This is a genomic window from Citrobacter sp. KH_055_1 (genome assembly GCF_057838705.1).
In genome coordinates this window covers 3,540,672-3,554,290 of record NZ_CM174473.1, presented here as the reverse complement: position 1 = coordinate 3,554,290, position 13,619 = coordinate 3,540,672, and the positions used below count along the sequence as shown (strand labels likewise).

At 52.2% G+C, this 13,619-nt stretch carries 13 protein-coding genes, 1 other RNA gene and 1 pseudogene; 7 read left to right on the top strand and 8 right to left on the bottom strand.

Going from position 1 to position 13,619, the window contains the following annotated elements; translation table 11 throughout:
- The first annotated feature begins 6 nt into the window (after nt 1-6).
- A complete protein-coding gene (amtB, locus tag AC3ITF_RS16835; RefSeq protein WP_096758050.1) occupies nt 7-1,293 on the top strand; it encodes an ammonium transporter AmtB in 1,287 nt (428 codons plus the stop codon).
- Between the two features lie 74 nt (nt 1,294-1,367).
- On the opposite strand, the gene tesB is transcribed toward amtB, so the two are convergent.
- The gene (tesB, locus tag AC3ITF_RS16830) at nt 1,368-2,228 is read right to left on the bottom strand and encodes an acyl-CoA thioesterase II (RefSeq protein WP_096758049.1); all 861 of its coding nucleotides are present in this window, start codon (nt 2,226-2,228) and stop codon (nt 1,368-1,370) included.
- Nucleotides 2,229-2,440: 212 nt separating this feature from the next.
- Between tesB and AC3ITF_RS16825 the strand changes: the two genes are divergently transcribed.
- Nucleotides 2,441-3,010 (top strand): YbaY family lipoprotein, encoded by a 570-nt coding sequence (locus AC3ITF_RS16825; RefSeq protein WP_115259223.1) that lies wholly within the window; start codon nt 2,441-2,443, stop codon nt 3,008-3,010.
- A gap of 31 nt (nt 3,011-3,041) precedes the next feature.
- Here the strand turns inward: AC3ITF_RS16825 and AC3ITF_RS16820 are convergent.
- A pseudogene (locus AC3ITF_RS16820) lies at nt 3,042-3,431 on the bottom strand (MGMT family protein).
- 84 nt (nt 3,432-3,515) lie between these two features.
- Here AC3ITF_RS16820 and ffs point away from each other — a divergent pair.
- Nucleotides 3,516-3,612, top strand: an RNA gene (gene ffs / locus AC3ITF_RS16815) — signal recognition particle sRNA small type.
- Between the two features lie 50 nt (nt 3,613-3,662).
- On the opposite strand, the gene yczR is transcribed toward ffs, so the two are convergent.
- On the bottom strand, nt 3,663-5,090 hold the full coding sequence (gene yczR, locus AC3ITF_RS16810) for a MocR-like transcription factor YczR (protein ID WP_096758046.1): 1,428 nt from the start codon (nt 5,088-5,090) through the stop codon (nt 3,663-3,665).
- A gap of 88 nt (nt 5,091-5,178) precedes the next feature.
- On the opposite strand from yczR, the gene yczE reads away from it, so the two are divergent.
- Together yczE and AC3ITF_RS16800 are read left to right on the top strand one after the other, a co-directional pair.
- Nucleotides 5,179-5,790, top strand: coding sequence for a membrane protein YczE (gene yczE, locus AC3ITF_RS16805; protein ID WP_182037762.1), 612 nt, complete (start codon nt 5,179-5,181; stop codon nt 5,788-5,790).
- A gap of 82 nt (nt 5,791-5,872) precedes the next feature.
- Nucleotides 5,873-6,226 (top strand): DUF1428 domain-containing protein, encoded by a 354-nt coding sequence (locus AC3ITF_RS16800; RefSeq protein WP_115259217.1) that lies wholly within the window; start codon nt 5,873-5,875, stop codon nt 6,224-6,226.
- Between the two features lie 53 nt (nt 6,227-6,279).
- Here the strand turns inward: AC3ITF_RS16800 and AC3ITF_RS16795 are convergent, their stop codons facing one another.
- A complete protein-coding gene (locus tag AC3ITF_RS16795; RefSeq protein ID WP_115259216.1) occupies nt 6,280-7,833 on the bottom strand; it encodes an EAL domain-containing protein in 1,554 nt (517 codons plus the stop codon).
- A gap of 184 nt (nt 7,834-8,017) precedes the next feature.
- Between AC3ITF_RS16795 and AC3ITF_RS16790 the strand changes: the two genes are divergently transcribed.
- Nucleotides 8,018-8,278, top strand: a complete 261-nt coding sequence (locus AC3ITF_RS16790) for a type B 50S ribosomal protein L31 (protein WP_115259215.1) — start codon at nt 8,018-8,020, stop codon at nt 8,276-8,278.
- 1 nt (nt 8,279) lies between these two features.
- A complete protein-coding gene (ykgO, locus tag AC3ITF_RS16785) occupies nt 8,280-8,420 on the top strand; it encodes a type B 50S ribosomal protein L36 (RefSeq protein WP_005125190.1) in 141 nt (46 codons plus the stop codon).
- Nucleotides 8,421-8,493: 73 nt separating this feature from the next.
- On the opposite strand, the gene AC3ITF_RS16780 is transcribed toward ykgO, so the two are convergent.
- From AC3ITF_RS16780 to acrB, 4 genes are all read right to left on the bottom strand, one after another.
- Nucleotides 8,494-8,967, bottom strand: coding sequence for a YlaC family protein (locus tag AC3ITF_RS16780; protein ID WP_096758041.1), 474 nt, complete (start codon nt 8,965-8,967; stop codon nt 8,494-8,496).
- Between the two features lie 381 nt (nt 8,968-9,348).
- Complete coding sequence (locus tag AC3ITF_RS16775) at nt 9,349-9,567, bottom strand: HHA domain-containing protein (protein WP_002892050.1); 219 nt, start codon at nt 9,565-9,567, stop codon at nt 9,349-9,351.
- A 27-nt stretch (nt 9,568-9,594) separates the two neighbouring features.
- Complete coding sequence (gene tomB / locus AC3ITF_RS16770; protein ID WP_115259201.1) at nt 9,595-9,969, bottom strand: Hha toxicity modulator TomB; 375 nt, start codon at nt 9,967-9,969, stop codon at nt 9,595-9,597.
- 488 nt (nt 9,970-10,457) lie between these two features.
- The gene (gene acrB, locus AC3ITF_RS16765; RefSeq protein WP_096758039.1) at nt 10,458-13,607 is read right to left on the bottom strand and encodes an efflux RND transporter permease AcrB; all 3,150 of its coding nucleotides are present in this window, start codon (nt 13,605-13,607) and stop codon (nt 10,458-10,460) included.
- Nucleotides 13,608-13,619: the final 12 nt, after the last annotated feature.

The window sequence follows — 13,619 nt, the reverse complement described above, 5'->3', positions numbered from 1 at the left end:
CAAAAAATGAAGATAGCAACGATGAAAACGGGTATCGCTTCACTGGCACTGCTGCCGGGACTGGCGATGGCAGCGCCAGCCGTCGCGGACAAAGCTGATAACGCCTTTATGATGATATGTACCGCGCTGGTGTTGTTTATGACCATTCCGGGCATCGCGCTGTTTTACGGCGGTTTGATTCGTGGCAAGAACGTTCTGTCGATGCTGACGCAGGTGACGGTGACGTTTGCACTGGTCTGCATTTTATGGGTGGTGTATGGCTACTCGCTGGCCTTTGGCGAGGGGAATAGTTTCTTCGGCAACTTCAACTGGGTGATGCTGAAAAACATTGCCCTGACGGCGGTAACGGGGAGTTTCTACCAGTACATTCACGTTGCGTTCCAGGGCTCATTTGCTTGCATCACCGTTGGACTTATCGTTGGGGCGCTGGCTGAACGCATTCGCTTCTCTGCGGTACTGATTTTTGTGGTGGTATGGCTGACGCTGTCCTACATTCCGATTGCGCATATGGTCTGGGGCGGTGGTCTGTTGGCCTCCCATGGCGCGCTGGATTTTGCGGGCGGGACGGTGGTGCATATCAACGCCGCGATCGCTGGGCTGGTGGGTGCTTATCTGATTGGCAAGCGTGTGGGTTTTGGCAAAGAGGCTTTCAAACCGCATAACCTGCCGATGGTCTTTACCGGGACCGCGATTCTCTACATCGGCTGGTTTGGTTTTAACGCAGGTTCTGCTGGGACGGCAAATGAAATCGCTGCGCTGGCCTTTGTGAATACTGTGGTGGCGACCGCTGCAGCCATTCTCGGCTGGATCTTCGGTGAGTGGGCGCTGCGCGGTAAACCGTCGCTGCTGGGGGCGTGTTCTGGTGCCATTGCGGGCCTGGTTGGCGTGACCCCTGCTTGTGGTTACATTGGCGTCGGCGGTGCGTTGATCATCGGGGCAATCGCCGGTCTGGCGGGGCTGTGGGGCGTGACGATGCTGAAGCGTTTTCTGCGCGTTGATGACCCGTGCGATGTGTTCGGTGTGCACGGCGTTTGCGGCATTGTCGGCTGTCTTCTGACCGGGGTGTTCGCCGCCAGTTCGCTGGGTGGCGTAGGCTTTGCTGAGGGCGTGACCATGGGGCATCAGGTGCTGGTGCAGCTCGAAAGCGTGGCGATTACCATTGTCTGGTCCGGCGTGGTGGCCTTCATCGGCTATAAGCTGGCGGACATGACGGTAGGGCTGCGCGTACCGGAAGAGCAGGAGCGCGAAGGGCTGGACGTGAACAGCCACGGTGAAAACGCCTACAACGCTTGATATTTCACTCTGCCGGATGGCGCTAAACGCTTATCCGGCCTACGACAGATGTAGTCTGTAGGCCGGATAAGACATCAGTTGCGATTGCGCATCACCCCTTCCTGTACGGTAGAGGCAACCAGCACGCCGTCCTGTGTATAAAATTCCCCGCGCACAAAGCCCCGGGCACCGGAGGCAGAGGTGCTCTCGACGTTATACAGCAACCACTCATTGATATTGAAAGGACGATGGAACCACATCGAATGGTCGATAGTGGCTATCTGAATCCCTTTCTCCAAAAAACCAATTCCGTACGGCTGTAGCGCCACAGGCAGGAAGTTCAGGTCGGAGGCGTAACCCAGCAGATACTGATGCACGCGTAGATCGTCCTGCACCGTACCGTTGGCGCGGATCCACACCTGGCGTGCCGGTTCGGCGACATGGCCTTTGAGCGGGTTATGAAACTCCACCGGACGCACTTCCAGTGGGCGGTCATTGATAAATTTCTCTTTCAACAGCGGTGGCAGCAGATGTGCCACTGAACGGGCAATTTCGGTTTCGGATTTCAGCGCGTCGGGCCCAGGTGCGTGCGGCATGGTTTTTTGATGTTCAAAGCCCTCTTCCGGCGCCTGAAAAGAGGCGGTCATGTAGAAAATGGGCTTCCCGTTCTGGATGGCGGCAATGCGGCGAGCGCTGAAACTGTTACCATCGCGCAGCACTTCGACATCGTAAATTATCGGTTTTTGGCTATCGCCGGGACGTAAAAAGTAGCTGTGAAAGGAGTGCACCAGCCGCTCTTCCGGCACGGTTTCTTTAGCGGCATACAGCGCCTGTCCGACGACCTGCCCGCCAAAAACCTGGCGTAATCCTAAGTCTTCACTTTGGCCGCGAAAGAGTCCTTCTTCAATTTTTTCCAAATTCAACAATGTCAGCAAACTTTTTAGTGCCAGACTCATAGGTGCTCTCCAGGTCATGTCGATGTCGCAGCGAAGTAGGCAGAGTATAACGCAATTTTGAAAGTGGTCCGATGGGTGCAATTGTCTGAATTACCGGTCGATTGCAGGCAAAAATAGCTACTTTGTGCCACACTTAGTCACGTTATGTTTTTGTTAACCACTCTTCTGGCGAGGAAAGTTCTCGCTGGTGCATTGACGATAAGGAGAATTTAATGAAACTCGTGCACATGGTAAGTGGTTTAGCCGTTGCGGTCGCGCTGGCGGCCTGTGCTGATAAAAGTGCAGATATTCAGACACCTGCGCCAAGCCCTACTACGTCAATTGCTGACACACAGTCAAAAATTCAACAGCCGAATGTTTCTGGTACGGTGTGGATCCGCCAGAAAGTTGCGCTGCCACCGGATGCCGTACTGACCGTCACACTGTCGGACGCTTCGCTGGCGGATGCCCCGTCAAAAGTCCTGTCGCAAAAAGCGGTGCGTACTGAAGGGAAGCAGGCGCCATTTAGCTTTGTGCTGCCGTTTAACCCGGCAGATATTCAGCCGAACGCCCGTATTTTGTTGAGTGCAGCCATTATGGTGAACGACAAACTGGTGTTTATTACGGACACCGTGCAGCCGGTTATCAACCAGGGCGGTACCAAGGCCGATCTGACGCTGGTTCCTGTTCAGCAGACGGAAGTTCCGGTTCAGGCCAGCGGTGGTGCGGCAACTACGGTGCCGTCAACGTCTCCCACGCAGGTGAATCCGTCTTCAGCCGTCCCTGCACCTACGCAGTACTAAGACTGGCATAACCCTCTCCGCCAGGGGAGGGTTAATACACCCAGCGATAACGTTGTAAATCGATGTGCCCACTTCCCGAAACCACCACCCCTTCAGACAGCAATGCCTGACGCTGGCGCTGTAGATCCGGCCCGGTCAGCGATATAGCACCATGGCGATTAACGACTCGATACCACGGCAGGGTGCTGCCTTCGGGAAGCCGTTTGAGGACGCCGCCGACCTGACGCGCTGCACGCGGAGATCCGGCAAGTCTGGCGACATCACCATAGGTAGTGACGAATCCTTCGGGGATTGAGGCGACAATTTGCCAGACGCGTTGGGGGAAAGAGTCTTGTATATCCATCATTTATTCCTGCGCTAATTCCCCAGCATAATCTGGAATGGCGGGTGAGTGAAGCCGCATTGCACAAGAAAACAGCATCTGGTGCTGGATGGGTTGCAATTACACGGTGCAGCAGTGATAATGCGCCTGCGCGTTGGTTAACAACGCTCTCAATGGGGGCTCTGTTGGTTCTCCCGCAACACTACTCTGTTTACCAGGTCAGGTCCGGAAGGAAGCAGCCAAGGCAGATGACGTGTGTGCCGGGATGTAGCTGGCAGGGCCCCCACCCAATTCTGCCGTTCGGCAATCTCTTTCACCTTTCCTCGTCACTTAGATTATTTTACGTATTTTCCCATGACTTGCCTGTGAACGCAGAGTGTCCCAGATCGGCTGCAATGTGTTGAAGGCGGCGCGCATCGTGTCATCCGGCAGCGCGAAGGGCATGCGTAAGAAACGATCGAATGCACCCGCTAACCCAAAGCGCGTTCCGGTACCTAACTGAATACCGGCGCTGTCGGCGCGAGTGGCAAACAGCGTCGCCAGCGTATCGGGCAATTCTACCCAGAAAGATAACCCGCCCTGCGGTTGGGTAAATTGCCATTCCGGGAAATGCGATCGCATCAGAGTATGGCACTGGTCGCGTCTGGCGGTGAGCAGTTGTCTTCTGTCCGGGAGAAACTGCGCGGCGTTATCCAGCAGCCAGCCGGTAGCGAGCTGTTCCAGCACCGGTGAGCCTAAATCGAACGTGTCGCGGGTTTGCACCAGTGCGGCAATAGTCCGTGATGACGCCCGCACCCAACCAAGACGTAATCCTCCCCAGAAACTTTTACCGGCAGACCCCAACATAATGATGGGTGCATCGCGATTGAAGGCGGCGAGCGGCGGTGGTGGCGGGGCGTCATACCACAGATTGACCATGGTTTCGTCCACCACCAGCGTGGTGTGCGTTTTGGCGGCGATATCGGCCACCACTTGGCGTGTGGCGGCGTCCATGCAACGTCCGGTAGGATTGTGAAAATCCGGCATCAGGTAGGCCATGCGTGGGGCGGTTTGTGCGATGGTGGCGACAAGACCCGCAGTATCCCATCCCTGTTCAGGCAGCGACACCCCCACGGGTCGGCAGGAGGCCCCCTGAATCGCCGCAATAGCGAGCGGGTAAGTAGGATGATCAACCACTACGCGATCGCCTGGACCGGTAAGCAACCGCAGGATCAGCGCCAGCCCGCTGACTGCACCATTGACCACCATAACCTCATCCGGCTGCGTGGGTAATCCGCGTTCGCAGTAATGCCGGGCAATGGATTCGCGCAAAGACGGTAGCCCCTGGGGCAGATACCCGGAACTTAATAGATGCTGCGGTATGGCAAACAGCGCCTGCTGGTAAGCCTGATGAATTTCGGGACCTGCGCTGAGCGCGGCGGTGGACAGATCGAGTGCGGTACCGGTGACGGTGCGAGTCGGTACATGGCGAATATGTTCCGGCAGGATCACCCGTGAGCCGCTACCCTGGCGGCTTTCCAGATATCCTTCTTCCCGCAGCTGTGCCATTGCGCTGGCGATAGTTGTTCGGCTGACTTCCAGCACCGTAGCAAGTTCGCGCTCGCCGGGAAGCCGGCTATCCAGCGCCAGCCGGCCATCCAGTATCAGCAGGCGCAAGGCTTCGGCCAGCTGTCGCCAGATTGGGGTACGTGAGGGACTCTCCTGCCAGTGCCCGAGCAGGCGCTGGAGAGACTGACTTCCATAACGGCGAGATGACATTGCAGTCCACTTTTTGGAAACTGGTCATTAATCATAGTGCCAATTGCGTTGAAGATGAAGACTGTCTGCGCAGGGAGAGGAGAAAAGCATGCTGCGTCGTTTACTGCAATTGTTTATCGGGCTGACGCTTTACGGCGTGTCGACGGCGATGTTTGTGCGTGCGGATTTAGGCGCTGATCCCTGGAACGTTTTTCATCTGGGTGTGGCAAATCTGTTGTCGATGAACATCGGCTTGGTGATTATTGCCGTGGGCGTATTGGTCCTGTTGGCATGGATCCCACTACGCCAGCGTCCGGGGTTTGGCACATTGAGTAATGTCATTATGATTGGGCTGGCTGCTGATGTGGCGCTGATGGTAATCCCGGGATTTGAATCCCTGTTTGCCCGCAGCGGTCTGTTGGTATCTGCGGTGATACTGAACGCCTTAGCGACCAGTCTGTATATCGGTGCGGGGTTCGGTGCTGGCCCACGTGATGGTCTGATGACCGGCATTCACGCGCGTACTGGTTGGCCGGTGAGGCGAATTCGAACGGCCATCGAAGTGTCGGTGTTGTTTATCGGTTGGCTACTCGGGGGAACCCTGGGCGTTGGTACGGTGCTGTATGCACTGGCGATTGGTCCGCTCATTCAGCTTTGTCTGCCGTGGTTTCGGCATCAGCCGCAGTCACGTGTTCGGGTTCGGAATGAACCTACGGCATGATCGCGAGCTGACGACTAAACTTAATCTCGACTGACGCGGCCAGAATTGGCTTGCCGCGCAGTAAACTTCGGAGGCTTTTCTCATGAAGTATGTTGATGGTTTTGTGGTTGCCGTACCCGCTGAAAACAAGGAGGCGTATATCGCGATGGCGGCAAAAGCGGCTCCGCTTTTCAAGGAGTTCGGTGCATTGCGCGTGGTGGAATGCTGGGCAGACGATGTCCCTGACGGCAAATTGACCGATTTTCGCATGGCGGTAAAAGCGCAGGATCATGAAGAAGTGGTATTCAGCTGGATTGAGTATCCTTCAAAAGAAGTCCGTGACGCGGCGAATCAGAAGATGATGTCCGATCCCCGAATGAAGGAATTTGGCGAATCGATGCCCTTTGATGGCAAGCGCATGATCTACGGTGGATTCTCGCCCATTATGGATGACTGACGTGACTGGCTGTGCGGCGTGCCGCCAGCCATCTCAATCTTTTCGCATGTCGGCTACAGTCGTGTCTCCGCCCACAGGATAAACTCTGCCTTTGGCAATGCCTTACTGTATAGCCAGCCCTGGCCGTACTGCACGCCATGCTGTCGTAGCCACTCTTCCTGATTTTTCGTCTCGATACCTTCTGCCACCATTTCCAGCTTCAGCGTTTTTGCGATCTCGATAATATGCGGCGTCACGTTGTTGTATCCCAACGCATCCACGAACGATTTATCGATCTTCAAAATATCGACATCCAGATCCTGCAAGTAACTGAGACTGGAATAACCGGTGCCAAAATCATCAATGTAAATCGAATGGCCTGCCTGGCGGTACTTGGCGATGAACGGAGCGCTGGTTTTCGGATCGGCAAAGGCGCGTTCTGTGAGTTCGAGTGCAATTTGCGACGGGTTTATCTGATAGTGATTCACCTTCCGGCTGAGCAGACCTGGCAGCGTTTCTGATGTCAGATTATCGGCTTCAAGATTGATGGAGATATGCTGCTCCGGATGGTGATGAAGCCATTTGCCCAGATCGTCAAACACGCTTTCGATAATCAGGCGAGTGAGAGGGGTTGTCAGGCCGGTCTGCTGTGCCAGCGCGACGAAAATCTCTGGTGAGAGAAAACTGCCATCGGGCTGCGGCCAACGGGCCAGCGCTTCGGCACCTACCACTTTCCCGGTACGAAGAGAAATGATCGGCTGATAGTACACCTTAATTTCACGGCGCTGGATAGCCTCCTGCAACTGATGATGGGGAGACTGCAAACGACGTAAAATACGCAGAACAAAGGCGGCGGTCAGCAGACCGATAAGAATTCCCGCCGGGAGCCAGATAAGCGCCTGTCGGTGCCATATTTTTTTCAGCGGCAGCGTAGATGCCCAGCTGACGACGGTAATACCTAATGCAGGGAAGGGGCGGGCGTTGTAAATAACGCCCTCTTTTTGCAAATGCGTAGTGGCATTATCTTGTTGAAAATTTTGCAAAATATCTTCTGGTAGCGTTCCGCTACTGGTGACAATCCTGCTTTTATCGGCGCCAATAATGGCGACATCAATCGGCCACGAACCAAACGGAACAACGTCAATGAACGTGGCGGGATCGACCATCACCACATAGTTTTCGCTGCCTAATGCAGCCATAAAACGCTGGATACCTAAGTCGTTATCCGTGGTTAACCAGGCACGGTAGCCATCCTCGGTGACTTTCATCGCCGCAGGGAAGGCGACAGCACGGCTTTTATTCTCGAGGGAAGAGCATTGCGGGACGTTGTCCTTGAGGTACACCACTTCCTGAATGTAACGATAGCTGTATGACAAACGACGCATTTCCAGTAAATGTTCCGTTCCGCAAGGTTCTCCCTTGAAGGTCTCAATCTGGCGTAATGCTTTTTTCGCCTGCTCGCCGACCCTTTCTGTGCGCAAAGCAACCCGGCTGGTGTAAGAATCAAGCTCGTCCATAAATTTAGTTTCAACCTGACGATACGCCAGCCACAGACTCAAACCCACTGGCGCAAGGATGGACAGAATCAGTATTCCGGTCACCAGGCCGATCAAATGTCGTGTTGTCACAGTGATATCCTTATTTACACAGCGTAGGGAAAGTATATCCGAAAGTGAAAAATCTATTCGAATGACCTAATAGATTTAAGAGGGGTATTTCCAGATTAATTACCCACTGTGTAAATGAGGTTGAGCCAGGGACGAGAGTAGTGTACTTTATTGTTATGTTATAATGTAACAATTAGAGGTTGCTATGAAGCCGGATATCCATCCTTTTTATCGTACTGTGGTATTCCACGACACCAGTGCCAATGAGTACTTTAAGGTCGGTTCGACCATCAAAACGGAACGTGAGATTGAATTTGAGGGGCAAACGTATCCCTACGTGACCCTTGATATTTCGTCTAAATCACACCCGTACTACACCGGGAAGCAGAAGACGTTCGACAACGAAGGCAGTGCGGCGCGCTTCCAGAAACGTTTTGGCCATTTTATTGGCACTAAGCGAGGTTAATATGCAGGTTCTTAATTCACTTCGAAGTGCCAAACAGCGCCACCCTGACTGTCAGATAGTCAAACGCAAAGGGCGTTTGTATGTTATCTGCAAAACGAATCCGCGATTTAAAGCGGTGCAGGGCAGGAAGAAAAGACGTTAGACATTTTGCCAACATTTCAGGGAAACCAGTGCGTGCCAGCGGGTACGCACTTTTTTATTGGCTGGTAGGCAAGCTACTGACCGGCAGCTTCTGCGCGAGTTAGCGTGAAGACGTCGTAGAAAGAGAGTTCGCCTTTCCGCGCCATCATTTTTTGCAATTGGGCTTTACGTTCGCCATCCACCCGCGGTGAATGCAGAATGGTCTCGATAAGCGCTGGCGGAACAAAACGGGTGTTATACCATTCGCCGTTATAGCAGACTCTGAAGTCCAGCACGTCGATGTCTTCGAAACGGTAACGCGGCGCGACGTCAAAAAAGAAAAAACCATTGAGGATGACAAACAATACCACCAGCAACCACACTGAATCGACCAGCGTTTCTGATTGCAGCATAACCGCCAGCGTGGCGAACCAGGCGACATACATGCCAATAAACAGTCCCGGATACTTGCGAATGAAGCTGATGCTAAAGCGCGGTCTGTTATCGCGCTTTTCGCGCACATTTAAGTCGTCAATTGTTTCGGTGAGCAGGCGCTGTATTTCTGTCATCTCTTGCCTTCGTGATGTCTTCAATATTCAGGTGGGATCGACCCATTTTAAGAGGGGATAGTGCCTGAAAAAAGTAACAGATTAACCACAATTTAGCATAACAGTTACATTTGAACGTATAGCGTTTTGATGAGGCGCGCAGGATTGCCGCCTACAACGGTGTTTTTGACCCAACAGGTTATGCAGGACAGTCTGCATCTTCTGTTTGCCGAACGTTCATTATGGCAAAACAATAAAATGCAATGCGCACAGGGGAGCGTTCCCATTACCTTATTGTGATCGAAGTCACCTGATTTGAATTAAATAACTATTGTAAATATGAGGAGGTGGTCAGCCAGACAAACAAATCTAACGCGATACCTGACTTAACCTCGTGAACAATTAGCGAATAAATTTCCAAACGGAAGTTGGAATCTTGTCGTACAGCTTATTCATCGTCAATTCAGCAAGGCGATGATCTGCTGCTGAGTAAAATACAGCCAGTTCATTGTCGGACAATTCATATTTATTTTTCTCAATAACGCGCTCGAGCGTGTCAATTGTCTGGCAGCGTCGAAGACGCATCAAATAATCTGTTTTAGTTAATGGTTTATCAGACATAACTCTTACCTATGATTGTAATATTTTTTAACAAGACAAACTAACAGGATTAGCCCTGGTGGCATTGACAAAACAGCGAAACAGTCGATTTCCGGACTTTCGCCATTTCTGCAAATCCTGCGTATTAATACCATAATTGCTGAACAACATAAAAGTGTCATCCAGGTATTCATCAATCTGCGCAATCAGCTTATTGTCCTCATTGTACTTAATTTTATAATTAAGTGCGAAGGTTGCAATATGCTCTATCAGTTCGTTGAGCTGCAGGCTGGTTGCTGAAGTCGGGTCATTAACCCAGCCATGGTTGCTTTGTTCAAGGTTTGCAAGACAGTCATGATACAAGGTTTCGCAGAGAAATTTAAGCTGCGCGATATCATGCCGTTTGGGTGAGTACTCGTCCATAGCGCATCCCCTTCTTAGTGGTTTAAACTAACCGAACACCTTCGGGGTGGATACAACAAACTACCTGAAACTTGCCCGTGACGCCTGATGATTTAACTATAATCTACTCTAAAAAAGATTTCATCGTCATATCATGAAAAATTACAATTGCGTAAAATTATGATGTGGCACCCTTTTTACATTTTACCTTAAAAATGAAGGTATTCGAAATGGAACAACTTCTTTATTGTTCGGGCAATCATCAGGTTAACGGAGTTAGCTTTAGCAATCAAAGGCAACCTCTAACAATGCAGATTAGCTGCTAGGATTAATCTTAATAATTATTCAGGTAAAATAAGAAACCTCAAGAATTCTTAAGAATAGCCTTTAAGCCTACAGGGATTATATCGCTTATTCACTCGGCAGAAAATAAACGTAATCACAATAAGTGATTTTTATGATTTTTCCAGAAAAAAGGCCGCTTGCGCGGCCTTTTCATTAGCGATGAATCAATGGTGATCAACCGGGTGGCTGTGTTCAACATCTTCATTCTTGCGGCTAAAGCGGCGGCGAACCACCACAAAGAACACTGGAACGAAGAAGATAGCCAGTACGGTTGCTGTAACCATCCCGCCCATTACGCCAGTACCAACGGCGTTCTGCGCGCCACTCCCTGCGCCGGAGCTGATAACCAACGGCATAACGCCAAGAATAAAGGCCAGCGAGGTCATCAGGATCGGACGTAAACGCATACGAACTGCATCCAGCGTCGCCTCGATCAACCCTTTACCCTCTTTATCCATCAAGTCTTTGGCGAATTCGACGATCAATATCGCGTTCTTCGCCGACAACCCAATGGTTGTGAGCAGGCCTACCTGGAAGTAAACGTCGTTAGTTAATCCGCGGAACGTCGCGGCCAGCAACGCACCGATAACCCCCAGCGGAACCACCAGCATAACGGAGAACGGAATTGACCAGCTCTCGTACAGTGCTGCCAGACACAGGAAGACGACGATCAGTGAAATGGCATACAGGGCCGGAGCCTGGTTGCCAGACAGTCGTTCCTGATAGGACATCCCGGTCCAGTCATAGCCGATACCGGACGGCAGTTTGCTTGCCAGTTGCTCCATCATTGCCATTGCTTCACCGGTACTTTTACCCGGTGCGGCCTGGCCTAAGATTTCCATGGAAGGCAGACCGTTATAGCGTTCCAATCGCGGTGAACCATATTCCCAACGTGAGGTAGAGAAGGCGGAGAACGGTACCATTTGTCCATCGCTACCGCGAACGTACCAGTTTCCAATATCTTCCGGCAACATACGGTATTCCGCTTCAGACATGACGTAAACTTTCTTCACACGACCGCGGTCGATGAAGTCGTTCACGTAGCTTCCGCCCCATGCTGCACCCAGCGTTGTATTAATATCACTAATGGAAACGCCCAGCGCCTGCGCTTTTTCCTGATCGATATCGATCTTGAACTGCGGCGTATCTTCCAGGCCATTAGGACGAACACCGACCAACAGATCCGGATGCTTAGCCACTTCACCAAACAGCTGGTTACGCGCCTGTGTTAGTTTGTCATGGCCCAAACCACCCTGGTCAATCAACTGGAAGTCAAAACCAGTTGCGGTACCCAGTTCGACAATTGCGGGCAGGTTAAAGGCAAAGACCATCGCATCTTTAATCTTCGAGAACGCCCCCATCGCGCGAGCGGTGATTGCCTCGACCTTGTTCTCATCACCCGGACGTTCGCTCCAGTCTTTTAACGACACGAAGGCAATACCGGTGTTCTGACCGCGTCCCGCAAAACCGAAGCCGTTAACGGCAAATACTGATTCAACGTTATTTTTTTCTTTGGTCAGATAGTAATCCGTCATTTCGTCCAGCACCTTCTGGGTACGCTCTTGCGTAGCACCTGCAGGTAGCTGAGCCATGGACAGGAATACCCCCTGGTCTTCATCCGGCAAGAAGGAGCTTGGCAGGCGAACGAACAGATAAGCCATGCCGACGACAATGATCAGATACAGCGCCAAATAACGACCCGTACTGCGCAGAATGCCGCCAACGCTGTCGGTATAGTGGTTGGTGCTCTTATCGAACATGCGGTTAAACCAGCCGAAGAAGCCTTTTTTGCCTTCTCCGTGATCGCCCTTAGCGATCGGTTTGAGCATGGTGGCACAAAGAGCCGGCGTCAGAATCAACGCCACCAGTACTGACAACGCCATTGCAGAAACAATGGTGATGGAGAACTGACGGTAGATTGCCCCGGTAGATCCGCCAAAGAATGCCATCGGGATAAATACCGCTGACAGCACCATCGCGATGCCCACCAGTGCGCCCTGAATCTGGCCCATTGATTTACGCGTCGCTTCTTTCGGCGGCAGTCCTTCCTCCGCCATAACGCGCTCAACGTTCTCGACCACCACGATGGCGTCATCCACCAACAGGCCGATGGCGAGCACCATCCCGAACATCGTCAGGGTGTTTATCGAGAAGCCGAAAATGGCCAGCACTGCAAAGGTACCCAGCAAGACCACCGGTACGGCAATGGTCGGAATCAACGTCGCGCGGAAGTTCTGCAGGAACAGATACATAACCAGGAACACGAGGATGATTGCTTCCACCAGCGTTTTCACCACTTCGTGAATTGAGATTTTCACGAACGGCGTGGTGTCATACGGGTAAACAATTTTCAGGCCTGATGGGAAGAACGGCTCCATCTTCGCCAGTTCAGCGCGGATGGCGCTAGCGGTATCCAGGGCGTTAGCACCTGTCGCCAGTTTGATACCCAGACCGGAAGCCGGTTTGCCGTTAAACTTCGCAATGATGTCGTAGTTCTCGCCACCCAACTCCACTTTCGCCACGTCACGCAGACGAACCTGAGAACCGTCCTGATTCACTTTCAGCAGAATTTTGCTGAATTCATCGGCAGAGGTCAGACGGGTTTGCGCGATGATTGACGCGTTAAGCTGCTGGCCTTTCACCGGTGGCGTACCACCTAACTGACCGGCTGCAACCTGGGCGTTCTGCGCTTTAATGGCGTTGATCACATCAACCGGCGTCAGCTGGAAGTTGTTCAGTTTGTTCGGATCCATCCAGATACGCATTGCGTACTGGGAACCGAACAGCTGAACGTCACCCACACCTGAAGTACGGCTGATGGCGTCCTTCATGTTAGCGCCCACGTAGTCTGAAATATCTTCCTGGGTCATGGTGCCGTTGGTGTTGATAACACCGACAACCATCAGGAAGCTACTTGAAGACTTCTCTACGCTAACCCCTTGTTGTTGAACTTCCTGAGGCAGTAACGGCATCGCCAGCTGCAGTTTGTTCTGTACCTGCACCTGTGCGATATCCGCATCCGTACCTGACTGGAAGGTAAGGGTGATCTGCACGGTACCCGTGGAGTCACTGTTGGAGGACATGTACATCAGGTTATCGATACCGTTCATATTCTGTTCGATAACCTGCGTAACAGTATCCTGTACTGTTTTCGCATCAGCGCCAGGGTAGGTCGCGGAGATCGTCACTGCAGGCGGTGCAATAGTTGGATATTGCGCTACCGGCAATTTGAGGATCGCGAGCCCCCCTGCCAACATGATGATAATGGCGATCACCCACGCAAATATGGGGCGATCGATAAAGAAATTAGGCATGTCTTAACGGCT